Origin of the sequence: Paraburkholderia yinzeri (assembly GCF_046581065.1) — a bacterium.
In the GTDB taxonomy this organism is placed as follows: domain Bacteria; phylum Pseudomonadota; class Gammaproteobacteria; order Burkholderiales; family Burkholderiaceae; genus Paraburkholderia.
Map to the genome: position 1 here is coordinate 2,913,990 of NZ_JBFOCJ010000001.1, position 23,642 is coordinate 2,937,631.

Sequence of the window (23,642 nt, forward strand, 5' to 3'; positions counted from 1 at the left end):
AAGCTCGCGAACGTCGTCAGGCCCCTCCCTGTCGCGTTACGCCGGAAGTAGTCGCCACATCCCGGGCGCGCCGGGCGTTCCGCGACCGCCAGCCGGCAGCGACATACAGCGCAAAAATGAGCGTGACCACGAAGAAGCTCACGGGCCACCCGCGCCCTGGCGTCCAGTAGTAGCTCTCCCAGGCGAGGAGAATGCCTGTCCACGTCGCCAGCACACCGATCACCGCGGATAGCAGGAGAGCCTGCCACGGCCGCCTTGTCACACGCAGCGCGATCGCAGCCGGTCCGACCAGCAGTGCTGTCGACAGGATGGCCCCCACCGTGATGGCAGAAAGCGAAACTGCGAGCGCGAGAGCCAGCAGATGCAACAGACCCACGAGCCGTACACGAACACCCTGAAGCGCGGCAAGTTCAGGATCGACGGAACTTAGCAGCAACGGACGGTAGAGCGCTGCGACCAGCATCAGCGAAGCGCTGGCGACGGCAAGCGCAGGCGCTACGATCCCGGCGGGAATCGCGAACATCGAACCAAACATCACTGTGATGGCCGCGCCCGTCGTACTATGCGAGATGACATCGAAGTACAGGAAGAGCGCGGCGAGCCCCAAACCCGCACCCAGCACGACGCCGGTCACAAGATCGCGCTCGCGCGCACGACGGATCCGGATCATCTCCATGCCTACGGCCGCCAGCACCGCCATGATCAGGAAACCCAGCAGCGGATGGATGCCGAGCAGGAGCGATGCTGCACCGCCTGCACTGCTGACATCCGCCAGCGCATGCCCGGCAAAGGACTGCCCCCGCATCACCGTAAAGACACCGATCACGGCGGATACCAGCGCCGCACCGCCTCCCACCACGATGGCCGTCTGCACCGGCCCGCTCACCAGAAACTCCGGCCCGACGAGCGACGCGAGAGCGACGTTCATCGCTGTCATGGAATACGCACCGCTTCGACAGGATCGTGCGGATGCTGCGGCACGCTCTCGTCCGGGATACCCGCCCCGATAACCAGCACGCGGCCGTGCACGCGGATCACGTCGATGTGGTGGCCGTACAGCCCGCCCAGCACGTCGCTGCGCACCACCTCTTCCGCCGATCCGCTCGCGGCATGCCCGTTGGCGAGATATACGATGCGGTCCATCACTGGCAATAACGGGTTCATGTCGTGGGCCGACAGCAGCACGGCGATTCCCTGTTCGACACATAACCGGTGCAGCAACGCGACAATACCTGCGGCACTGCGCACGTCGAGGTTCGCGAGCGGCTCGTCGAGCAGCAGCAGGCAGGGTCTGCGGATCAGCGCGTGTGCGATCAGTACCCGCTGCTGCTGTCCGCCGGAGAGATCTCCCATGCGCTGGTCGGCAAACAGGCCGGCCTCCACCGCCGCGAGCATGGCGTCGACCGCCATCCGCCGCTTTCTCGAAGGAAACGGCAGTCCGAGGCGCCGCCCGTCAACGCCGAGCGACACAAGATCGCGGGCGCGCAGCGGCAGCCAGGGGTCCAGCAGGATCTTCTGCGGCACGTAGCCGAGCGCGGCTGGACCGCTCCCACCGCTGATGCGAATCCGGCCCACGTCGGGCTTCCGGAAGCCGAGTATCGTCCGTAGCAGGGTCGTCTTCCCCGATCCGTTCGAGCCAATCAATCCGCAGAACTCGCCCGCCCGGACGCTAAAGCCGACATCATGCAGAACGACATGCCCGGGGAACGAGACGCCCAGCCCCTCGATACCCAGCACCTCATGCCCGTGACACATCGCGTTACTTCCCCGCCCTCAGCACTTCGGTCGACACCTTGCCTGTCACAGCCCTGTCCAGCGCATTGACCTCGGCCAGCATCCACGACTGGTACGTGAAGCCCGGTGTCGGCATGGTCTCGTAGACACCCACCACCGGGATGCCGTTCTTCTTCGCCAGCGCCAGAAACGACTGGGTGAGCGCGTCGGTGACCTGCTGGTTATAGACGAACACCTTGACCTTGTGGTCCGCGAACAGCGCATTCTGTTTCGTCACATCCTGCGGCGACGGATCGGTGCCGCTCATGATGGCCGCCTGCATGCTGTAAGGCGTCTCGATGCCGATACCCGCCGCTTCCAGCATGTAGTCCGCAACGGACTCTGTCACGGCAACCGGCGTACCCGGATGGCGGGCCTTGAACGCGGCAATCGCTGCGGACCAAGGTTCGAGCGATGCTTCAAACTTCTTCTCGTTCGCCTGGAAATACGCGGCCTGGGCGGGATTCAGGAACGAAAGATCCGACGCCACCTGTTTTGCCACGGCAGGCATCGTCTTCGGCGCATACCACAGGTGCGGGTTCGGTGTACTGTCGGGCAGACCGAGCAGATGCTGGACGTCAATCACCTTGCGCCTGCTGTTCGGCGCAGCCTCAATGATCTTGTCCGCCCATGCGTCGTAACCGATGCCATTCTTGACCACCAGATCGGCCGCTGCAATCTGTCCCGCGACCCTCGGATTGACCTCGAACGTATGCGGGTCAGTGTTCGGGTCCGTCTCGATCGCCGTCACCTGGACGTACCGACCGCCAATCTGCGAAATGACGTCGGCGTACTCGTTTTCCACACCGACCGCCTTGATGAGGGCCGGCGCCGAAAAGGCCACCGTGGTACTACCCATCAGTACGGCGGCAGCAATAACCGCAGACACGCGCCGACTCGCCGGGCTGCGGCCCCGCTCGCGCCAGCTCAGCAACAGATGCCTGCACACCGCCTTCCCGCGGATTACGTCGTTCTTCATCTTGCTTTCCTTCATCCGGTTTTCCGTCCATCGACTATCCGTCATCCACAAATGAAATGATATAACATTACACAACACAGAAGTACCTTCCCTCTGCACAGACAGGAGTCCGCCATGCCAGTCGCCGCCGAACCATCACGCATCCCCGTGACCATCCTCACCGGTTTCCTTGGAGCGGGTAAAACCACCCTCCTGAACCGGATTCTCACGGAGCACCATGGTGGCCGGGTCGCCGTCATTGAAAACGAGTTCGGCGAGGCTGGCATCGACAACGAGCTGCTGATCCAGGACGACGCCGAGCAGATTGTCGAGATGAACAACGGCTGCATCTGCTGCACCGTGCGCGGCGACCTCGTGCGCATCCTGTCGACGCTCGCCGCGCGCCGCGCAGCGGGAGAACTCACGTTCGAGCGCGTGATCGTGGAAACGACGGGACTCGCGGACCCCGCGCCTGTCGCACAGACCTTTTTCGTGGACGACGATGTACATGAGCGGTACCTGCTCGATGCCATCGTCACTGTGGTCGATGCACGCCACGGCGCGGACCAGCTCGATGAGCATCATGAAGCGCAGGAACAGGTAGGCTTTGCCGATCGCATCCTGGTCTCGAAAGCGGACCTGGCGGGTGAAGCGCAAACGCAGGCGCTGATGCAGCGGCTGCGGCAGATGAATCCCCGCGCGCCCATCCGGCAATCCCACTTCGGCAACACCGATCTCAACCAGTTGCTGGATACCCGTAGCTTCAACCTTGATGCGATCGTCGAGATCGAGCCGGACTTTCTTGAGGACGTCTCACATACCCACGACGACGATGTGACGTCGTTCGTCTACCGCAACACGACGCCGCTTGATCAGGAAAAGCTCGAAGCATTCTTCAGCACGATGGTCGCGATCTATGGCACGTCCATGCTGCGCTACAAGGGAGTGCTGAACGTGGCAGGACTGGACCGGCGCCTCGTTTTTCAGGGCGTTCACATGATTTTTGGCGCAGACTTAGGTGCACCGTGGCGCGAGGAGGAGTTCCGTGAAACGAAGATCGTCTTCATCGGTAAACAACTGCCGGTGGACGTCTTTAAGGCCGGGCTCGACGGCTGCCTGTAGATCGGCCGGTACACCGCCTCCACCGTTTTTTTTGGGAGATCTCACGAATTCATCATGATCTGGCCCCGAAATATTGAGCGGTGCGAAATCCCCGGTTCTTCAACATCTTCCCACCCGCATCGGCCCACAGTACACCGACCTCCATCAGACGCGCGGATCACCTGGCAACGCCTGAACTTCGTTACAAATCCATCCTGCCAAGTGCCGATGTGCCACGGCAATGGCTGCGAAAATTCGTCGATGCCGTCGCGTGGTTTTGGGAGGACATCGAGACCGTGCACTGCAATAACATGAACGTCCGAACCCGGGTGCTGACCCACCGGCAGGCGCCTCTGAATCAGGCGCGTGCGGGCCGCCGGAAACCCGGGTTACATACGACGTGATCAGCCATTTCCTGTGCTAATGTCACAGCACCTCATCGAACCCGGAGCCGAGCATGGACGTGGGCTGGTTTTTGCGCGAACGGGTGAAGTTCATCCGCCAACTGTATGCGAACGCGGCGGCGCCTTTTGTTGAGCGACAGCGGCAGATTGAGGCGGAGGAGCAGCCGTTCGAGCCGGTGTACGACGAGAGCGGGGAGCCACGGTTTGAGCTGGAATGGAACGAAGCGGACCGCTCCCGGCACGTGCCGCCAGGCTACGCCTGCGTGTCCATGCTGTCCGACTCGCTGAAAGTGTTCTTTGCGACTTGGGAGCGGCTGATTGGTGTCGCCCGCGACCCTGCCACGGACAGCGTGCGCAAGAAGCGCGGGTTTGTCGCCGGCTATGCCGCCTTCTTCGAAGCTCGGCTCCACGTCCGGCTCGCCGACAGCGGCGTGGACCTTGAACTGCTCGAGGAGATTGTGCTCGTGCGCAACCGGGTCCAGCACGCGGAATCACTGACGACGATGCTGCCCTCCCATGCAGAGAAAGACCTCGACCGCCTGAAGAACCCGTATTTCCTGGACGCGTCCGAGCACGAAATCCTGGCGCGCAGCGATGGCGACGGAGAAAGCGCGTGGTTGATGGCACCCACCATCAAGGTAACGGCCGGGCGCCTGAACGGCGTGCTCGACGCCGTGGACCGCCTCGCGGACTTGGGCGGACGCCGCGCTCGAACCGTTCCGCTACGGGCGTGGCCAGCGCTTCGAGCCGGTGGTGCCGGAGACCACCTGAGCGGCGGGAACCCATGAATATCGCTTTTCGGGTTCCATGAAAAACCCTGCCGGGAGCGAATGCACGCGCTGACGCCGGTTGCGCGCGGCGTTAGAGCCGCGCCCGCATCGTGGGGCGTACCTGCTCGTCCGCCGGTTTCTGCGCCACCACCGCGCGTATCGCCTCGTCCCCGCTTGCCGCAGGGTCTCTGCATCGTGCGTCCGGATGATCCGCACGATCGGCGTACCGCGGCCGCCGTGCTTCTCCTTCATCGCGCGCCACACCAGGGGCATTATCGTCGCCATCGGCGACGCGCCATATACCAGAAGCTCTTTCACCATCGCCGGCCTTCCGTCGTTGAGTGCAACGTAAGCGGTCAATTGCAGACGCCCTAATCGTCAGCGGTCGTAGCGAGCTGCAATTTCGCAAACAGCCAGACGAGATAGCGATACGGCTCGACGCCGTTGGCCTTGCACGTCTCGACGAGCGAGTACAGATTGGCACTGGCCTGCGCGCCCGCAACGGTATCGGAGAACAGCCAGCCTTTACGGCCGATGACGAATGGCCGGATCGCGTTCTCGCACAGGTTGTTCGAGATCGGCCACGTGCCGTTCTCGACGTAACGGGTCAGCTTGAGCCACTAGCCGCCCATGTATTGCAGTGCTTTTCCGAGCACGCTCGACGGCACAACGCCGGGCAGATGCTTGACCATCGTGCGCTCGATAATGGCGAGTACGCGCACGCTGTATCGTGTGCGCAGTCGCTGCCGCCGCTTCGCTTCCCACTTTGCACTGCGCGCCTCGGCGGCGAACAATTTGCCAATCAGCGTAACGAAGCGAGTCGCCAGCAGATCCGGCGAGCGGGCCGCTTTGGGCACGGACTCTTCGGCCTTGATAAAGCCACGTCGCACATGTGCCCAGCAGCCGAGATGCACGAGCCGGTGATCGTGGGCGATGCCGTTGTAAAGCTCGTAGCCGTCGGTCATGAACGCAGCGCCGGACCTCACGCCGGCGTAAAGCCCCGACCCTCTGTGAGGAAATACCCGTGCTGAAGGAAGATCACCGGACTGGAAACCATCTGCTTGCGGTGCTCCCTGATGCGGAATGGGCGCGTCTCGCCCCCCATCTGGTCCCCGCCGACATGCCACTGGGCAAGGTCGTCTACGAATCGGGCGACAGGCTTGATCACGTCTATTTCCCGTCGACAGCTATCGTGTCGCTGCTCTACGTGATGGAAGATGGCGCGTCCGCCGAGATAGCGATCGTGGGGAACGAAGGGGTAATCGGCATTGCACTCTTCATGGGTGGTGAAACCATGCCGAACCGGGCGGTGGTGCAAAGTGCTGGTCGGGCATACCGGCTGGACGCCCGCATCCTGAAGGAGGAATTCCATCGCGCCGGTCCCATGCAGCGGCTGCTGCTGCGCTACACCCAGGCGTTGATCACCCAGATGGCGCAGACCGCCGTGTGCAACCGGCATCACTCCATCGATCAGCAATTGTGCCGCTGGCTACTTCTCAGCCTTGATCGTCTGCCATCGAACGAACTCGACATGACCCAAGAACTGATCGCCAACATGCTGGGCGTCCGGCGAGCGGGCGTCACGGAAGCTGCGATGAAACTGCAGGATGCGGGACTGATCCGTTATAGCTACGGGCACATCGAGGTGCTGGACAGACCAGGACTTGAGAAACGGGCCTGCGAATGCTACAGCGTCGTGAAGCGCGAATTCGACAGGCTGTTGCCCGACCTGAAGGCACTGTGACCGCGCGCGTCAACGCTCAGCCTCAAGCTGCCATCGCGCCGAATCCTGGTTCCGTTCCTGTTGCACCTGACGGGGTCACAATAGTCTGGCGAGACATTCACGGTTCAGATGCGTGCCGAAGCGCCACAGCCTCCTGAAAATGGCCGGACACCGAAAACCGGTGACGCACGACTGAACTGACGCAAGCCGACAAGCCACCCCTCGCACCCAACGCGCAAACGGAGACGTTGCACAGCAGCAACGACGCGCTCAGTCAGTTTTTTTGATGGCTTCCTTCGCGTCGCCAAGATTCTTTCGGGCCTGGCCAGACGTCTGCTGGACATCGCCCTTGACTTCCTGTTTCGTGTCGCCCGTGGCACGGCCAACCGTTTCATTAATCTTGCCCTTGACCTTCTCTCCCGTGCCCTTCACCTGGTCCTTGTTCATGGTAATCCTCCAATACGTAACTGATCTGTGAATGACTTTGCTACCCGTTGCCATCAGGTTCTGACACGGCGTAACCGGGGCGGTATTCGATGAACGTCATCGGTTATCCATGTCTTTCACCTCACTGGCTCGCGCGCGTTTTTCGTTGTCCGCGAGTTATTTTCTACAAGGCGCTGTGCCGCTAACCAGCACTGATAAAAATTTAGAATGACTAATTTCAGAATCCAAACAATCATCTGCCATCGTGGACTGATGGTCCGTGTCAAAAGCAAGCGCATCCCCCAACTACGTCGGGCCGACAATACTTCCCTCGGCGCTCATCGTCATCGCATTCCGCGGTTTGGCGTAAAGATTTTCACCGGTGCCCCGAAGCCCTCCTCCTGAAAGCATGGAAAGCACGGCATAGGCGATCCGGCCATTGCGTACGTCACAATCCCTGATCACAACGTTGCGCGCAACCGGGACAAAGAGTCGGTACGGTGCCGTACCGGGTCCCCAAAATGCGATAAAGCTCCATCCCATCGGAGCGCCACATTGCTACTGATGACAGGTTTTACCGCTAACCAGATGTCGCGACAGACGGTCAGGGCAAGATCGTCGTTGCGCACTCTCACGTAGACAAACGTGATAACCACTGCGCAGATGGTCGAGATGCCCTGTTCGATCGATACCTCAGCGGTCATTCTGTCGATGGATCTGGGCCGGCCCCCACGAAAACCGGACACTGGGTAACGCTTAAATTATGAGGTAGTCTTCCGCCTATGTTTAAGGCTACGCTGAACAAGCAGCTGAATTGGCGGCGTGTTGGCGATGTGGAGGTGTTCAGGTCGTGAAGCCGACCGTCACTCCTTTGCTTTTGGCCCTTGCGGGCATTGCACGCGGGCGTTTTGCCCGCCTTTCGCCCATTACGGGCGCAACTGCGCCATCAATCGCGTGCGCGACAGGTACACGTTGGCGAGCGCCAAAGCGACGAAGGCCCGGTTCGCATTCTTCGCCAACCCGCGGTAGCGCACCTTCGTGAAGCCCCACAGTCGTTTGACCACCGCGAACACATGCTCCACGCGTGCACGGATCCTCGACTTGTGGCGGTTCTTGCCGCGCTGCACCTCATCGACTTCACCCGCGCGACGGGTGCGCTGATTCGTGAAGTCGCGCGCCTTCGGCGCTTTGCTGTGGATCAGCGCTTTCTGGCTGGCGTATGCGCTGTCACCGTAGACCCGCCGCTCCTGTCCGTGCAGCAATTGCGGCAGCGGATGCCTGTCATGCACGTTGGCCGGCGTGAGCACTGCGCTGTGCGCCAGGCCGCTCTGGCTGTCCACGCCGATATGCAGCTTCGCGCCAAAGTACCATTGCTTGCCTTTGCGCGTCTGATGCATCCCGGGGTCGCGCGACTTCTGCTCATTCTTCGTCGAACTCGGCGCACCGATGATCGTGGCGTCCACGATCGTGCCGCTCTTGAGTTTCATGCCGCTCGCCTGCAGCACCCGGCCGACTTCGGCAAACAGCTTCTCGCCCAGTTTGTGGGTTTCGAGAAGACGACGAAATTTGAGCAGCGTGGTGGCATCTGGTGCCGCCTCGCAGCCCAGATCAATTCTCGCAAAGCGACGCAGGCTGGCACTATCGTAAAGCGCCTCTTCACACGCGAAATCGGCCAGGTTGAACCAGTGCTGGATGAAATGGATTCGCAGCATGCGCTCCAGACCAATCGGCGGGCGGCCATTGCCGCGCTTCGGGTAATGCGGCTCGACCACCGCGCACAACTCAGTCCACGGCAGAATTGCATTCATCGTATCGAGAAACTCATCGCGCCGTGTTCGCTTGCGGTGTGTCTCGAAACCCGCACCTTCATCAGCTGCCATCGCCAACGTCTGCTGCTTCATCCTGTTCTGCCTTCCTTATCCACCCCGATCTATAACGCTCGGAGCAGTTCTGCGATGGACTTGATCAGCTTTGCCTTAAGCCTAGTCACAACGTGGACCCCGTCGAAGTTCTAACCCAGCCGGAGCAGCGCCGCCGGCGCTCTGTCGAAGAAAAGCTCGCAATAGTGCGCGAGACGTTCGAGCCTGGCACCACTGTTTCGGGCGTTGCGCGTCGCCATCAGGTGAATGCCAACCAGGTCTTTGCCTGGCGCAAGCTCTATCAGGATGGAAGCCTGTCAGCGGTCAGTGCCGGCGAGCAGGTGGTACCGGCATCGGACCTGGCTGAAGCGATGAAGCAGATTCGCGAACTCCAGCGATTGCTGGGAAAGAAAACAATGGAGGTGGAAATCCTCCGCGAAGCAGTGGAGTATGGTCGAGCAAAAAAATTGATTGCGCGCTCACCATTGCTGCCGGGGGACGACCGTTGAAGACGGTTTGTGAAGTCCTGGGTGTGTCGCGCTCGAATCTCGCGGTCAAGTTGAAGCGCCCCGCTGAATGGGTCGACCGACGCAAGATGCCCGCTCAGGATGACGTGTCGCTCGTCGCTGAGCTTCGAGAGCTCGTTGCCGACCTGCCGACGTACGGCTACCGGCGTGCATGGGCGCTGCTGCGGCGAAGCCGGGACGCGCTGTGCCAACCACGTGTCAATGCAAAGCGGGTGTACCGCGTCATGCGCGGCCACGGCTTGCTGCTCGAACGTCGGCCTCGTTACGCTCCGTGTGCGCGTCGGCACGACGGCAAAGTCGCCGTGGACAGAAGCAACGTGCGTTGGTGCTCGGACGGTTTCGAATTCCGCTGCGATGATGGTGCGCCGTTGCGCGTGGTCTTTGCACTGGACTGCTGCGACCGGGAAGCGATGAGCTGGGCTGCAACCACGGGCGGTTACACCGGCGACATGGTGCGGGATGTGATGCTTCAGGCGGTCGAAAGCCGCTTCGCCGGTGCCTTGGCGGCTGAGAGCGAAATCGAGTGGCTGAGCGACAACGGTTCCTGCTACATTGCCGATGAGACGCTGACATTCTCGCGAAAAATTGGTCTGAAGCCGGTCACGACACCAGTGAGAAGTCCGCAGAGCAATGGGATGGCCGAGAGCTTCGTCAAGACGATGAAGCGCGATTACGTTTCGTGGATGCCCAAACCTGACGCGAGAACGGCGCTGCAAAACCTGGCCATTGCGTTCGACCACTACAACGAGTCACATCCACACAGCGCCCTGAAATACCGCTCGCCACGCGAGTTTCGCCAGCAAACAAATTCTTCAACCTAAGCGTGACCGCGTGTCCGGTCATGCAGGGGCACTATCCGAACCCGGCGATGGCGCGGCGCTTTTTGGTGGGTCGTGCAACGCTACAAAGAATCCTTGGAAAAATGGTTGGCTGTGCGCCGCGTGCGCTCGTGCTGACCGACGACGCCGACGGACAACCTCGACTATTTCGACCGGAACCGCGACGGGCTGTTCACGTTCAGGTGGCGTACGCCGGGGTATAGATCATTATCGGCCTCTGCAACACAGAGGTGGGTATCGGTGCAGTCATGCCAGCACCTCTGGCGCGCCGCACCGAAGCGATATTCGCCGACGTCGAACACCGGACCGAAACCGACTTCGTTACAGATCTCCTCGCAGGCAGTCACGGTACCCCCGAACAACGCTCGGCCCGGCACTCAGGCGTCGCCCGTCTTGCTGCCCTTGGCAAACTCGGTGCCGACCCGACGATCGCGGCAGAATATGCTGCAGCAACGATCATCCACTCCGCGCCGGATCAGCGATGCCACATTCTCGATCTGCCGATGCCCGGCAAGATTACGGCCGCCGTCGCACTGCCCCAAACAATCAGCCGCGTAGACGCATTCGGCTGGGTCAAGGACTGATCTGCCCCGCCGGAGGATCGCGCGTGCCTGCCATGCCTCGCACATCCGGCGGCGACGAGAGGCAGCTCACCGCTTTACCTCACTGGCTGCCTTCACCGCGTTGCATTCTTCGGTCAAACGTTTATATTGACTGACGGAAATCTGCTTCAGGCGGAGCATTGTTATGTTATTCCCCATGCTGGAGGGGGCGCATCATGGGTTGGCTTAAACTTGCGCTGATCGTCGTTGTGGTCATCGGTATCGCCAAAGGCATCCAGCTGTTCAATCGCCATTGCCGACGCCGCTTTGGGCATTCGTTCTTCACGATGCGAAGCTTCTGGATTACGGCCATCACAATCAATCTGGTGTGGTGGGGACTTTATTTCTGGGCCCAGGCGACCCTGCACCACACCCCCCTGTCTGACGGGCTCATTCTGATGGCCCTCGGGCTTGTTGCTGCCGCGTGGCTTGTCTACGAGAACGTCCGAGATACCGACCTGCTATACGGCTTCGGGGGCTCAGCACTACAAATTGCGCTGTTCTTCCCGCTCGCTGTCTGCAGCTTTGCCGTTCTCGCAGTTGCAATGGTTGTGATGGTCGTCGCTTCGTACAAGGGGGCACCCGCCTGGCTTCTCGATTCGTGAGAATCATCGACCTCCTATCAACCATCCCGATCGTGTCCTCGATATCGTTCAGGGCGATTGTTTCGCACAGACCGCGAGAACTCAGAACAGGCCCACCGGGTCAGCCGACCTGTCCCAGCTATAGATAATGATTTCCTTGCGCGGAACGGTATTGCCCGCGCCGCCAACCGTGTACTGGATATCGACACATTCCATCTCAAACTGCGCAAACAATGCCCTGATTGCAGGATGGTCGTTGAGCGACAGAATGGCCCGCCCCTGCAGTCCTCCGATCATGTTTGCCATACGCTCGTACTGTTCGAACCCGAACGGCACACCGTAGCCCTCTGTTTCGAAATACGGAGGATCGAGATAAAAAAATGTATGCGGCCTGTCGTATCGCTCAATACAGGCGTGCCACTCAAGCTTCTCGATGTACGCACCTGATAGCCGGAGGTGTGCTGCGGACAGGGTCTCTTCCAGCCTGAGCAGGTTCAGCCCTGGCGGCGAGGTCGTCGCAGTGCCAAACGACCGACCTTCCACGCGACCGCCGAAGCAGTTTTGCTGAAGGTAGTAAAAGCGTGCCGCGCGCTGGATGTCGGTCAGTGTGTGAGGCGGTGTATCACTTAGCCACCTGAACACCTCCCGGCTGGTCAAGGCCCACTTGAACTGACGAACGAACTCTTCAAGGTGATGCTGCACGACGCGATAGAGGTTGATCAGATCGTCGTTCACGTCGTTGAGCACTTCGACGTCCGCAGGCGGGCGCATGAAGAACAGGGCCGCCGCGCCGGCGAATACCTCAACATAGCAGGTATGCGGAGGAAAGCGCGGAATCAGAACGTCCGCGAGCCGTCTTTTGCCGCCTATCCATGGAATGATGGGCATCGCCATGCTGTCTCCCGCGCTCAGCGCTCCGCCCCGACATCGCGATCATCCGGGAACAGTTCCGGCTGCACATTGCTGCGCTCGTGCGCCCGACGGGGACGACGCTGCCGGTCACACTGGTCCGCCCGATCCCGGCCGGCCCGATCCCGCTGAACAGGCATGGTCTGTACGAAGTCCGTCACCATTGCAGCCAGGCTGCGATCATCGGCGCTCTGCGAGCCGCCCATCGCGTGAATCACACCTTGCCATGCTTCGAATGAGGCGCCATGCGCGTCCCGCAATGCATGGCGCGCCTGACCGTCCAGCTCTGGTCGCCAGTAGCGCGCCGTCTCGCCGCGCGCCATCATGTGCACCACGGCCTGCTTCGGATAGCGCCGGGTTTCACCGCGCGCGAGCCGCCGCGTCGCGTTGGCCTCGACGCCGTGCTCGCGCAACTGGATAGCAAACCGCTCACGCCAGCGTTGCAGATCCTGTTTGCGCGGATTGAGGCGCTTTCCGTCTACTCCACGCACCTGCACGCTCAGATGCACATGGGGGTGAGCCTCGTCATCGTGCGCAGCGAAGACATACCGTCTGCCGTCACCGAACTCCTCCGCCGCGAATGCTCGCGCCGCGACACGCACCGCCTCGCGGTCCGTGCCCGGCGGCATCGACAGCAACACATTGAAAACCTCACGTCGGCGGCTTTCTTCCGGGATGCCCCAGCCGCCCAGTTGCCAGGCGTCGGTCAGATCGCGAAGCGCCTCGCGACCAAGCACGGTCTGGCCATCCTGGTCCTCAAGCTGGACCCGCCCGTTGCGCGAGATATAGCGCAGATGCCGCCGCACAGCACCCATACCCTGCGCACCAGACGCCTTGTTCGTGATCTTGACCATCACCTCGGGCGTGCGCCTGAGCGTGCGCGCAAGCTGCTCGCGCATGCGTCGCACATCGCGACCGAGCTGAGCGCGTGACATGCGCGGCGCGCGAACATGCCGCAGCGGATCGTGGAACAGCCGGTCCCCCCAGTTCAGCAGCATCTGGTCGACATAGGTCTTCGGGAACGCCATCCTAGCGGCTCCATCGATCAAGATTGGCACGCAGCAGCTGCGTGACCGCCCGCAGGTGCGCATCGATTACGCTGCGGGCTGTCTCGACCACGTACCGCGCGTCGCCTGAATCACCGCGCGCCTGCAGCCGACCAAGCAACACGATGAGCGTCGCCAGCTGCTGGTTCGAATCTGCGAGCAGTCGCATCTCCCGCTCGCCGAGTTGGGGCTCATGCACGAGCTGCGCGCGGATCACCGCGACCAGCCAGCGATTGACATTCATTCCACCTACGCCGGCGTGCTGCCTGGCGACTTCGAGCTCTTCCCGCGTGAGACGGATCTCGACACGCTCGCGATGCCCGTGTAGCAGAAAGCGACCCGACACACGGTCAGCTATCGCCGCCCGAGATTCATCCTGAGCCAGGGCGCCATGCACCAGTTGCCGGACACCATCCGCAGCGGTGACGCAGCGGGCCGCACACCACGCTTCCCACCGCCCTTTCGCGGGCCCAAGATCCACACACAGTCGCTCTCGCGTGATCACTTGCGTGCTCCTACAGTGAGGGCGGTGCAGGCTCAGACGGGGCACGTTCGACTTCACGGCTCTGGGCGCGATCAGGAGCAGCGCGGGTGCGACGGCTGCGGGCAGAAGGCGCCTCCGGATCGAACACGCGCGGCCGGGGGACCGTTACCCCTTCAGCTTCAAACGCCCCCATCAGCCGTTGCGCATGCTGCTGCACCCGTGCGATGGATCGTTCGCTCAGGCCGTGCTGCCGCAGGGCCGCGGTCAATACCGCCATCTGCACAGCCCGCTCCTCCGGCGGCACGACCGAAGGCTTCCGCCGCCGCAGGGCCTGAGCCTGTTCCGGCGTCGACGCCCTGTCCTCTTCGCTTCTTTCGCGTTCGCCCTCTTTTTCCGGCGCTGCCGCGCGAGGCTGCGTTCGCTCCTGGCCCGCGACGTCAACCTGCCAGGTATTGCGGTAGACGTCCTTTTCCTCCTCGCCGATGACGGTTCCCGCTGCGTCGATCACCGGCACGGTGACCGTCACCAGACGCCGGCCAAGATTTTCAAGGACGACCTGTTGCCCGGCGAGCGCGCCCGATTCGGCAACGGCCCTTTCCAGGTCCACGCCCCACACGACATGGTCCGCACCGCCCGCGTCGCGATACACAACGTAGTACGAGTCGCTGCGCGCGGGATTGTGCTGGTAGGGCGCACCACCGTGCTCCACGAGCTCACCGGCGTAGCGCTGCCGCTCGTGCCCCTCCGCATCGGCAACAGGCGGCTCAACGTCAGGGGCTGGCGCCGGTCGAGGTGGTGCTGCGGGTGCAGGGGCGGCGGGTGAAGCGGCCGGCACCGCGGGGCCCGGTTCCGGCTGCCGCACACCGACTGACGTGGCCGCTTTCCCACTTGACGCCTGCATTGGGCCGGGCGCCGTCGGGGGTGCCTTCGTCGAAGCGGCAGACGCTTGCGGAGCGGCGGCCGGTCCGGTCACCTCGATGCGGTTTGTTAGCCGGTCGCGACGGGCCTCGGCCAGCCGCGCGAAGTCGACCGGCCTCGGTTCATAACCGCTGACCTCGATGCCCAGCAGCGTTGCCTGCACCCACACCTCCTGCCGGAACTGTGGATGTCCCGACACGCGGATACGTCCCCAGTCCTTGGCGCGGACCATGTCCACCATCGACTCGACGACATCGGGGCGGTTGTGTTCCGTCACGAGGTACGGGCCGATATCCTCGAATGCGAGTTGATGCGGCGCGTCCCTCAGAAAATACTGGTTGCCCGCACGCAGATAGCGCTTGCGCACCTTTTCGGGCGGACTGCCAAGCGGCGTCCAGTGCTGGGCAGGCACATCCTCGCTGCCGCGTGCCGGATTCTGCGGCTTCGCCGGCTGCTGCTCTCCCGCCCGCGACGGCGCGTCGGCCCGGATCGCCTGATCGCGCAGTCGAGCGCGCGCCGCGTCGAATTCGCGCCGCCGGCGCGCAGCCAGTGCATCGGCGGCCGTCTGGTCAAAGCGGCCAGAGCTCGCGGTACCGCCCTGCGGGTCAGGCAAGGGCGGCGGATCCGGTTCAATCACGTTGATGACGGGTTCCTCCGCCGGGGACCCCGAGGAGGTGACGGTTTCGTCCATGATGAATCTCCCTCTGATCACTGCGCTCGCACCGAACACCTCACGCGTTCAGCGTTCCTGCCCGTCGCCCGGTTCGCGACCGGCGCGCTCCTTCGACTTCGCCAGTGCCGCTGCCCGCGCTTCGCGCACCCGCGTCCACGTCACGCCCTGAAGCTGGTCCAGCGTCGCATCGAGATCGTCGCCAAACCCCACCTCCCGCGCCGACTTTTTCAGCGATGCGACCGTCCGCTCGAGCAGGTCGCGCGCGCGGTCCCACGGATACACCTTGCCGTGGGCGCCGTCGTAGCCAACCTGCACCTCCGCGCCATTGAGGCGCTGGTTCTCGTCCATCCACCGCAGCCGGTCCGAAACGAACTCCATGTTCGACTTCGCGTGGAACACGACGCTGCGCGCAGATACCTCCTGGATCAGATAGTGTTCTGTGTTGAATACCTCGCCACGATAGGGGCCACCGTTCTCGCGTGGCACGGCCATGCGAATCTGTGCGCCGAAACGGTGTTGTGCAAGCGCCTTGATTTCACCGGACACATCGTCGAGGCCGTACAGCGGCTCGCCCGCCTGGCGTCGGGCGGGTGCCCCCGCTGCACGCGCGGCGGGTGGGTCCTGCTTCGGCGGATCGGCTTCGCGCCGATCCGGCTCCTCCGGCTGCGACTGTCCCTGCGCGGCGCCTGCCGGCGCCGTCGTCGGCCCGGCCGTCTGGCTTTCCTGCGGCGCTGGCGCCGGCACCTCCTGACCGTTGCCCCGCCGGCGCGCCGCGCGGCGCCGACCCGCTACCTCGCCCTCACCGACAAGCTTCTCTTTCACGCTACTCATGGTCTGGTCCTCCTTCGATCCATCCGACCCGTCTGCCGCAACGGCCTGTCCCTCCGCCTCGACACCGGTCACGTGACGCGCGACGACGCCATAGAGCGACTCGCGCAACACCTCACCCACCGCATGACTCCCGGACAGGACTGCCATATCGTCAAAGTCCGTCGGCACTTCGCCGCCGATCGTGGCCTGCGACGCGAAGCGTGGCTCGGCCAGCACCGAAGACGTGCCGAGCGCCGCCTGCCTCGCGTGCTCGTACCCGGGACCGAGGTCGGCGAGCACGAGCATTTCTGCTTCCGGGTAGCGTCCGCGCCACATCGCGGCCACTGACCGCAGGTTCCCGCTCGACAGCGCCGCGATGCTGAACCAGCCCGTTGCCTCCCACACCGCCAGTGCCGTCGCGACACCCTCAGCGACCAGGATCGGCGTCGCGGCTCCTTCCCGGAACCCATGGGGCTCAACTGCCCAGTAACCCCCGGACTTCGCCCCCCCGGCGAGCGCGGACTTGCGTCCCTGCGCATCGATCAGTTCCAGCGTGGACAGCGCATCGCCAATGCGCACCGGCACGACCAGAACCCGGCCCGTCAGCACCTCTTCCGCGCTACGCAGCGCATAGCCGAGCAATGCGTGCAGTTCCTCGGCTTCCAGCTCCCGCAGCGTCGGCACCGCCCTGACCCGCTTGCGCCCGAGATACGGATGCCCCGGCGCCACCGGGCGCGCCCACTGCCAGATCGACAGCGCCTCGCGGGCCACCGCCGCCTGCCGCGCCCGGGCGCGGGCTTCGAGATCGGCCCGGTCCGCAGCCGGGCGCACCGGCGCCATCCGTGCCCGCTCTGCCGGATCCATCGCGGCGCGCGAACCCCGGACGTCGAAGCCATGCTGCTGTGCGAGCCAGAAAAGCGAGGCAAGTGTCTTGCCGCCCGATTCGCCTGCCGAGCGCCAGGTGACGCGCGCCGCGCGCTCGTTATAGTTGTGGGCGCTGCGGCTCCACTCGTCCCAGATACCGAAGCCGGCCTCGCCAAAACCCTGCTTGAGCGCAAACGCCATATCGACCCAGGTCGTATAGTCTTCTGCGGGAATCGCGGCGAGCGCGGCGCGGGCGCGCTCCTCCTCGCTCAGGTACCGTGCGTTCATCGGCGTTCTCCGTGGAGCGGCACAACGTTCGAGCCTTCGGCTGTGCGTGACACAGAACGGTGCGCATGCGAGCGCGGCACACTACCCGCCCGTGCAGCCTTGCGGCCCGCTCTGGCATCTGCCGGTCGCAACTCGCCAACGTCGAGATCGGACGTCGAAAGCCGGCGCGCCGCGACAGCCACGCGCGCCGCCGGCACTCCCAGCAGCATGAAATGCCGCTCGACATACGCAGCCGCTTCGTCATCGCCGATATCGTTGAGATGGCGTGGCAGATCGTGCGGATCCCAGGCCTGCAGCACTTCGAGATACTCCGGCGCAATGTGCATCACGCCTGTCTCGTCCACATCGTCGGGTTCAACGTCCCGGAGCCTTCGCTCCACCTGGGCCATGAAACGTACGAGGTCCATGGCGGGAACAGCCGGCGCCACACGCAGGCGCGAGGTGAAGACCGGGTCACGCCAGTAGCAGATGCGCTCGGCCAGTATCGGCTTGGTGTTTTCGAGCAGGATGATCTCCCGGTCGCGCCCCAGCTCCTTCAGTTCCTGCGGTAACAGCAGCGGGCGACGCTGCTCGGAGAAGCTCTCGCTGGACCCGCCGCGGCCGCCGAAGATCGCATTGGACCGGCTCACACTGCGCGATCGATCAGTGAAGGTGCCGAGCATCTCCGAGTATTCGTTCGCATCCTTCTGCTCGCGCGGCGCGTAGATGATCTGCATCGCGTGATTCGTCACGAAGGTCCTCGCGTCCGCACGGCCATAGACCGACTCGAGCTGCGATACCGACTGCACAATCGAAAGCAGTCGCAGGTTGTAGCCGGCCATGTAGGCCACAGCACGGGCGATGATCTGAATCTTGCCCACCGACGTGAATTCATCCATCAGCAGCAGGCATTGATATTTGAGATCCGGGTTGTCCTGCGGCAACTCCTTCGTGTTCAGGTTGACCACCTGGGCGAAGACGAGGTTGACCAGCAGCGCGGCCTCCGTGAGATGGTCCGGGGTGACGCCGATGTATACCGACATGCGGCGTCTGCGCACGTCACGTGGATCGAAGTCGCTCGCGCTAGTCGCCGCATCAACAATTGGATTGGCGAAGATGGTGAGCGGTGCGTTGAAGGTGGCGAGGATGCTCGCCAGCACCTTGTCGTCGTTCGCCAGGAAGCGGTTCAACGCATCGACGCATGCGCCGCTGAGCAGGCGTCGGCTCTGCAACAGCGCCTGCTGCAGGTACGCCTTGACCGGCATGCCATTGCCCGAGGACTGCCGCAGCACCTCGCCCATCGTCACCGGATAGTCGGGCACATCGAGATTGCCCCTGCGCCGTGCATCACGCCATTCGCACAGCAGCAGCACCAGGCCGAGAAAGAGGTTGCGCGCCTGGTCCTTCCAGAAATCATCGTGGCCACCAACCGGGTACAGCGCGTAGCCGATTGCGAGAATGTCACCTACGCGGAACACGCCGCCAGAAATTGCCGACAGAGGGTTGTACCGGTGTGTACGGCCGTCTTCGGCAAACGGATTGAAGAGGTACACGTCCTGTCCGTGCGCGCGACGGTAACCCGCAGTAAGGTTAAAGTTTTCCTGCTTGATATCGAGGACCACCACCGAATCGGGGTAACTTAACAGGTTGGGCACCACAATCCCCACGCCCTTGCCAGAGCGGGCCGGAGCCGCGAGCAGGACGAACTGCTGGCCCGTGAACCGCAGATAGCGGCCGCGCCACACGCCCACGACCAGGGGCGGGCCACTGTCTATGCCAGCGTGCGAACGCGTGCTCATAGCAGGCCAGCCCGGCGGATGTCCGCCTCGTTTGCGAACCGTGCGCTGCCGTAGAGACGGCGACGCGCGGATCGATCCAGCATCGCGCCAACGCCGGCCGCCGGCGCGCCGAACGCGAGCAGCACACCGAACAATGCGGCACCGGCAAGCCGCCGCCCCTGCCCAGGAGTACGTCCGTCATACCAGGCCAGCGCCGCATCCGGCCACGCATGAATCCCGGCGTGAAGTGGATTGATGTGCTGGCTCGCGAGGAAAAAAAACGACGCGAGCCAGACGGCGAGTGTCAATCCCACCGCCGCCGCGGCCACGACAGCAAGCGTGATCAGTGCAGGCAGAGCGTGATAACGCATCCGGCCGATGACTGGCCGCTCCGCTTCGCTTACGTTTCGGATGTCCATGGTCTGCACTCCCTTCACCCGAAAGCCGTCTGATGCCGACGCAGCGGATCGAACCACACTTCCGTCATCGACCAGTGCCGGCCCGTCTGCACGCCGGCTTCATCGAAAAGCGGGTTGGCCTCCATGTGCGCGACCACGTCGATCGTCATGGAGAGCAGCCGCCGCAGCGCGACGTCATCCCAGGTCGACGCTTCCGGATGCTCCTTGGCCATCAATGCGAACCGTTCGATCGCCACCGCCGCGCTCGACGCGTGATAGCTCGTGATGGAGCCCGAATGGCCGGTGGTCAGCAGCTTCAGAAAGTCATAGGCTTCGCTGCCACGCAGCTCGGCGAGCAGCACGCGGTCAGGGCGCATACGCATCGTGCTGGCGATCAGATCCGCCGGCGTCACCCTCGCCTGACCGTGGTCGCCCTTGCTGTAGAGAAGGTGCACCGAGTTTTCGATATGGCGGATGAAAAGCTCGCGCACATCCTCGATCGTGATGATCCGCTCGGACGGCGGAATCGAGCGGCACAGGGTCCGCATGAAGCTGGTCTTGCCGGAGCCGGTATTGCCGACCACCACAATGTTGAGACGGCTCTTGACGGCCAGATCAAAGAAGGTCGCCCAGTCCCGTGCCTCCAGGCACTGGAGCAGCCTGCCGACCGCCGGGCGGTGCACAGGCCGCAACGCGTCAGCACCATCCTGGCGGCCCCAAACTGCGTCCTCAAACAGTCCTTCACCGCGGTAGGCGTCGAGGGTTTTCTCACGCGCAGACGGGCGCCGGACCGTGATCGAGACCGTGCGCGGCGGCACGACGGGCGGCACCACAATCTGGATGCGTGAATCGCCCGGCAGCAGTGCCGACAGGATCGGATGCTGGGCGGACACCTCCTGGTTCGTAAGCGTGGCGACCGCGACGGCAAACGACATCAGACGCTCGAAATCGAGGTCGACGCAGTCGTGCGTGTGCCATCCGAGATGGGTTTCCGTCAGCACGCGCTGCGGGCGGTTGATCACCAGTTCGGTCACCGCCGGGTCATCGAGCAACCCCGCAAACGGCCGCATCAGTTCGCGTACGGAAGCGTCCTCCTCCAGCTTCGGCAAGGGCATGTCAATGCCGGCAGCGGCTTCGCCCTGGGTGCCCGGGGTGGCGTTCATGGCGCGCCCTCCGGCTCGAGCGTGTTGACCGAACTGAAGTCCAGGTCCCTCGCGACGATAATCGTGAACTCCGCGCCCTGGTTCTGCGTGAGCGTCGGCGGAATATTGATCGTACTGTCGAGCACGCGCGAGGCCATGTCGTTGCCCTGCTGCTGCGTGTTTTCGAATACGACCGACCCGTTGCTGTTGCCGCCGCGCGTTGCGAGATAGCCGATCGCATCTTGCGTCATGCCGAGCAGCATCGCTGCACCGATACGCTCACCCCAGTGGTTGTTCACGTACCCGCCCACACCGATACGTCCAAGCGCATCGGCCGCCGGCGAATCGATCTCGACCGTTACCCCTTCGGGGGTCTTGATCCGGGCAGACAGGATGAACACCCGTTTCTGCCCCGGCGCGAGATTCGTGCGGTACTCGCTGTTGATCTGCGAACCACGCTCGATCAGCACGACATGACCATCATCCGAATAGACGTTCTTCGTGACCGTGCAGGTCGAAATGCCTGCCTGGGTCGAATCAAATGCCGTATCACCCACACAGTCGATCTTCGCGCCTTCGGCAAGCGTGAGACTGCGGTTTCCCAGAAAGCCCGCGCGCACCCTGGGCGTCACCGTAGGTGTCAACGCCTGGGCAAGTGGCGAGCTACCCTGGGACACGCCGCCCGACGTCACCGTCACACCAGACGGCGACCGGGTCGACGCGCCCGACGTCCCGTCCGGCATATTCGCCTCGCCACCGGCGGGACCCGCACTTCCGGTCGCGAGCAGCGGTGCGTCGTAGTAGCTGCGAACCGGTGTGGTATGGCGTGGCGCGGAAGCAGATGCCGCCGCCACAGGCGCTGAAGCCGGTGTGCTCGCCACCGTTGCACCACTCGCCACGGCAGCCGACGCAGGACCGCTACCCTCACCGAACACGCGCCCCTGGGAAGGCTGATCCTGAACCGCGTCCCGTCGGGCCTTCTCAGCCGCATCGTGCCGCACAAGGAATCCGTGGATGGTCCAGACCGCGCCGCCGATCACGAGCGCCACGATGATGAGCGGCACCAGCCACCACGTACGCAGGCGGCCGCCCTGCTGCCCGAGGTCCGGCATACCCCGGTCATCCGGCGGACTGGCAAGGTCACCGCTTATGGTATCGGTGACCTTTGCCTCATGAGCGTCGGGCGCAATCACGTTGCGTGGCGTTTCATCATTCATGGCCGTCGCTCCGCAGGACGCGCTTCACACCGCCGACCGTCGTACCATCCGCCGGTGGCACGCCATCGACATCAAAGGCGTCGTTCCACAGCCCCACCACCTCGTTACCCAGGCGCAGTACGAAACGCCGGGCTACTTCGTGCACGACGATCACGTCGTCATCCATGTGCCGGTCAACGACGCTCTCACTGTCGTCATCGGCGACCCGGAAAATCGCCGGGATCCGCCGGTTATTCGGAATGCGGATGTAGGTGAAGCGCCCGTCGTCCCATGCCGCCGTTGGCGCAATGTCCTCCGAGTGCGGCATCACCTGCATCGAATACGCGGTGTTGCGCACTGCCGGCGAGCGGTCGAGACGTTCACGTACCAGTGCGGCGTCGTCGGCCGCCTTTACCTTCGCGGCCTGCGCCTCGGGATAGACAAAGGTGATGCGATACATCTCCTCGTCGTTTCCGAAATGCGCGCTGAGCGGAAGCACCACCAGATCGAAGCTGTAGCTGTGCTGGTCCGTGCGGATTTCGAGATTGGTGTCGTGCGCGGCCAACTGCGGCTTGAGATAGACATCGTGATCGCCACGGTTTGCGACCACCTGCCATCCGTCACGGTCGCCCGGCGCCACAACGAGAATGTGCTCAGATGAATCGAGCGCAATATGCGTGGCAAATCCGCGCTGCGCGATGACCCGCACTACTTCGTCCTGCCGGTACACGACCTGCCGCACGCGCGAGTCGCCCGACCAACCCGGCACGTCGTAAGCGTGAGCGACGACACAAACCGTTCCGAGTCCTGCGGACAGTACGATGGTTCCTGCCTGCTTCAGCAGTTTCATGGCGTACCTCCAGACACAGGTGCCGAAGCAGGAGCCGACGCCGCCGGCGTGTATTCGGGATCGCGGCTATACGCGGTCACCCTGAAGCCGAACGGGTTCTCAATCGCCGTACGCTCACGCGTAAAGATGGCCGGCCGGTAGGTAAAGGCCAGCGTGATGACGAAGCGCTGCGGCGGCTCCACGTTATCGATGCCGTTTTTCCACGTCGTGCGCTCGATATGCACGACCGCGCGCCCCGGCTCGTCTGGCACAAGGGTCGTCGACAGGATGCGGATGCGACGCTGGGTATTCGCGCCGAGCTGCCGGTCGAGCGCGTCCGGCCCGCTGAAAATCGACCGATAGTCGCGCGCCACCCGGTCATCGCTCATGTCGAGCACGCGGTCGTAATCCATCTGGAGCAGGCCCCAGTCATAGCGCTCGCGCGAGCGCACATACACCTCCACCCAGTGCTTGTCCGCAACGTCACGCATGGGGATGTGCTTCGCATCGAGCACATCGATCACCTGCGCCTCGCCCGTGAGGCGATCAACCTCGATGGGCAGCGGTACGACCCGGTAGAACGGCACCATCACCGCCAGTGCGACGGCACAGAGGATCGCCATCACGACTGCAGCCGCAGCGACATGCCATGCACGACGCTCCGACCTCTCCTGGAGGTGCGTAACCGACACCTCGAAGTCCAGCGCCCGGCGGTAGTCCCGTGATTTGCCCACTTCACGCTCACTGCTCATGGCTGCCTCC

22 protein-coding genes and 2 pseudogenes are annotated in these 23,642 nt (G+C 63.3%); 6 read left to right on the plus strand and 18 right to left on the minus strand.

Annotated features, from left to right (window positions below; genetic code table 11):
* Nucleotides 1-16 precede the first annotated feature (16 nt).
* Genes WJ542_RS13920 through WJ542_RS13930 form a run of 3 tightly spaced genes read right to left on the minus strand, consistent with a single transcriptional unit; the run spans nucleotide 17 to nucleotide 2,752 of the window.
* The gene (locus WJ542_RS13920) at nucleotides 17-937 is read right to left on the minus strand and encodes a metal ABC transporter permease (RefSeq protein ID WP_411189812.1); all 921 of its coding nucleotides are present in this window, start codon (nucleotides 935-937) and stop codon (nucleotides 17-19) included.
* Complete coding sequence (locus WJ542_RS13925) at nucleotides 934-1,737, minus strand: metal ABC transporter ATP-binding protein (protein WP_411189813.1); 804 nt, start codon at nucleotides 1,735-1,737, stop codon at nucleotides 934-936. The genes WJ542_RS13920 and WJ542_RS13925 overlap by 4 nt, the downstream gene beginning before the upstream one ends.
* Nucleotides 1,738-1,759: 22 nt before the next feature.
* Nucleotides 1,760-2,752 carry a metal ABC transporter solute-binding protein, Zn/Mn family gene (locus tag WJ542_RS13930; protein ID WP_411189814.1) on the minus strand — a complete coding sequence of 331 codons (993 nt, stop codon included), beginning with the start codon at nucleotides 2,750-2,752 and terminating at the stop codon, nucleotides 1,760-1,762.
* 114 nt (nucleotides 2,753-2,866) lie between these two features.
* Between WJ542_RS13930 and WJ542_RS13935 the strand changes: the two genes are divergently transcribed.
* The gene (locus WJ542_RS13935; protein WP_411189815.1) at nucleotides 2,867-3,853 is read left to right on the plus strand and encodes a CobW family GTP-binding protein; all 987 of its coding nucleotides are present in this window, start codon (nucleotides 2,867-2,869) and stop codon (nucleotides 3,851-3,853) included.
* Nucleotides 3,854-4,289: 436 nt separating this feature from the next.
* The gene (locus WJ542_RS13940) at nucleotides 4,290-5,024 is read left to right on the plus strand and encodes a hypothetical protein (RefSeq protein ID WP_411189817.1); all 735 of its coding nucleotides are present in this window, start codon (nucleotides 4,290-4,292) and stop codon (nucleotides 5,022-5,024) included.
* 353 nt (nucleotides 5,025-5,377) lie between these two features.
* Here the strand turns inward: WJ542_RS13940 and WJ542_RS13945 are convergent.
* A pseudogene (locus WJ542_RS13945) lies at nucleotides 5,378-6,052 on the minus strand (IS66 family transposase); the annotation flags it as partial.
* Here WJ542_RS13945 and WJ542_RS13950 point away from each other — a divergent pair.
* Complete coding sequence (locus WJ542_RS13950) at nucleotides 6,031-6,750, plus strand: Crp/Fnr family transcriptional regulator (protein WP_411189818.1); 720 nt, start codon at nucleotides 6,031-6,033, stop codon at nucleotides 6,748-6,750. The pseudogene WJ542_RS13945 and the gene WJ542_RS13950 overlap by 22 nt on opposite strands.
* A gap of 249 nt (nucleotides 6,751-6,999) precedes the next feature.
* Here WJ542_RS13950 and WJ542_RS13955 read toward each other — a convergent pair whose 3' ends face one another.
* The 3 genes and pseudogenes from WJ542_RS13955 to WJ542_RS13965 all read right to left on the minus strand — a co-directional run bounded on the left by WJ542_RS13955 (nucleotide 7,000) and on the right by WJ542_RS13965 (nucleotide 9,056).
* Nucleotides 7,000-7,176, minus strand: coding sequence for a CsbD family protein (locus tag WJ542_RS13955; protein ID WP_411189819.1), 177 nt, complete (start codon nucleotides 7,174-7,176; stop codon nucleotides 7,000-7,002).
* A 309-nt stretch (nucleotides 7,177-7,485) separates the two neighbouring features.
* A pseudogene (locus WJ542_RS13960) lies at nucleotides 7,486-7,605 on the minus strand (PRC-barrel domain-containing protein); the annotation flags it as partial.
* A 476-nt stretch (nucleotides 7,606-8,081) separates the two neighbouring features.
* A complete protein-coding gene (locus WJ542_RS13965; RefSeq protein WP_411189774.1) occupies nucleotides 8,082-9,056 on the minus strand; it encodes an IS5 family transposase in 975 nt (324 codons plus the stop codon).
* Nucleotides 9,057-9,148: 92 nt separating this feature from the next.
* Here WJ542_RS13965 and WJ542_RS13970 point away from each other — a divergent pair.
* From WJ542_RS13970 to WJ542_RS13980, 3 genes are all read left to right on the plus strand, one after another.
* Nucleotides 9,149-10,362, plus strand: a protein-coding gene (locus WJ542_RS13970; protein ID WP_411189820.1) for an IS3 family transposase whose coding sequence is annotated in 2 segments (ribosomal slippage) — nucleotides 9,149-9,482 and nucleotides 9,482-10,362 — 1,215 coding nt in all. Because the reading frame shifts where the segments join, the coding sequence is not laid out codon by codon here.
* A 266-nt stretch (nucleotides 10,363-10,628) separates the two neighbouring features.
* The gene (locus WJ542_RS13975; RefSeq protein ID WP_411189821.1) at nucleotides 10,629-10,964 is read left to right on the plus strand and encodes a hypothetical protein; all 336 of its coding nucleotides are present in this window, start codon (nucleotides 10,629-10,631) and stop codon (nucleotides 10,962-10,964) included.
* A gap of 194 nt (nucleotides 10,965-11,158) precedes the next feature.
* Nucleotides 11,159-11,587 (plus strand): hypothetical protein, encoded by a 429-nt coding sequence (locus WJ542_RS13980; RefSeq protein WP_411189822.1) that lies wholly within the window; start codon nucleotides 11,159-11,161, stop codon nucleotides 11,585-11,587.
* A gap of 81 nt (nucleotides 11,588-11,668) precedes the next feature.
* Here WJ542_RS13980 and WJ542_RS13985 read toward each other — a convergent pair whose 3' ends face one another.
* From WJ542_RS13985 to WJ542_RS14035, 11 genes are all read right to left on the minus strand, one after another.
* Entirely contained in the window at nucleotides 11,669-12,460 is a 792-nt protein-coding gene (locus WJ542_RS13985; RefSeq protein WP_310698270.1) for a DNA adenine methylase, read from the minus strand.
* A 14-nt stretch (nucleotides 12,461-12,474) separates the two neighbouring features.
* Entirely contained in the window at nucleotides 12,475-13,503 is a 1,029-nt protein-coding gene (locus WJ542_RS13990; protein WP_411189823.1) for a relaxase/mobilization nuclease domain-containing protein, read from the minus strand.
* A gap of 1 nt (nucleotide 13,504) precedes the next feature.
* Entirely contained in the window at nucleotides 13,505-13,765 is a 261-nt protein-coding gene (locus WJ542_RS13995; protein WP_310698272.1) for a hypothetical protein, read from the minus strand.
* Nucleotides 13,766-14,036: 271 nt separating this feature from the next.
* Nucleotides 14,037-15,614, minus strand: a complete 1,578-nt coding sequence (locus WJ542_RS14000; RefSeq protein WP_411189824.1) for an LPD7 domain-containing protein — start codon at nucleotides 15,612-15,614, stop codon at nucleotides 14,037-14,039.
* Nucleotides 15,615-15,662: 48 nt separating this feature from the next.
* A complete protein-coding gene (locus tag WJ542_RS14005) occupies nucleotides 15,663-17,558 on the minus strand; it encodes a PriCT-2 domain-containing protein (protein WP_411189825.1) in 1,896 nt (631 codons plus the stop codon).
* Nucleotides 17,555-19,336, minus strand: coding sequence for a type IV secretory system conjugative DNA transfer family protein (locus WJ542_RS14010; protein WP_411189826.1), 1,782 nt, complete (start codon nucleotides 19,334-19,336; stop codon nucleotides 17,555-17,557). The genes WJ542_RS14005 and WJ542_RS14010 overlap by 4 nt, the downstream gene beginning before the upstream one ends.
* A complete protein-coding gene (locus tag WJ542_RS14015; RefSeq protein WP_411190569.1) occupies nucleotides 19,333-19,734 on the minus strand; it encodes a hypothetical protein in 402 nt (133 codons plus the stop codon). The genes WJ542_RS14010 and WJ542_RS14015 overlap by 4 nt, the downstream gene beginning before the upstream one ends.
* Nucleotides 19,735-19,748: 14 nt before the next feature.
* Nucleotides 19,749-20,876, minus strand: a complete 1,128-nt coding sequence (gene virB11, locus WJ542_RS14020) for a P-type DNA transfer ATPase VirB11 (RefSeq protein WP_411189827.1) — start codon at nucleotides 20,874-20,876, stop codon at nucleotides 19,749-19,751.
* Nucleotides 20,873-22,072: a type IV secretion system protein VirB10 gene (gene virB10, locus WJ542_RS14025; protein WP_411189828.1), complete on the minus strand. Its 1,200-nt coding sequence runs from the start codon at nucleotides 22,070-22,072 to the stop codon at nucleotides 20,873-20,875. Before virB10 ends, virB11 begins: the two co-directional genes overlap by 4 nt.
* Entirely contained in the window at nucleotides 22,065-22,901 is an 837-nt protein-coding gene (locus tag WJ542_RS14030) for a TrbG/VirB9 family P-type conjugative transfer protein (RefSeq protein ID WP_411189829.1), read from the minus strand. Before WJ542_RS14030 ends, virB10 begins: the two co-directional genes overlap by 8 nt.
* Nucleotides 22,898-23,632 (minus strand): VirB8 family type IV secretion system protein, encoded by a 735-nt coding sequence (locus tag WJ542_RS14035; protein ID WP_411189830.1) that lies wholly within the window; start codon nucleotides 23,630-23,632, stop codon nucleotides 22,898-22,900. Before WJ542_RS14035 ends, WJ542_RS14030 begins: the two co-directional genes overlap by 4 nt.
* Nucleotides 23,633-23,642: the final 10 nt, after the last annotated feature.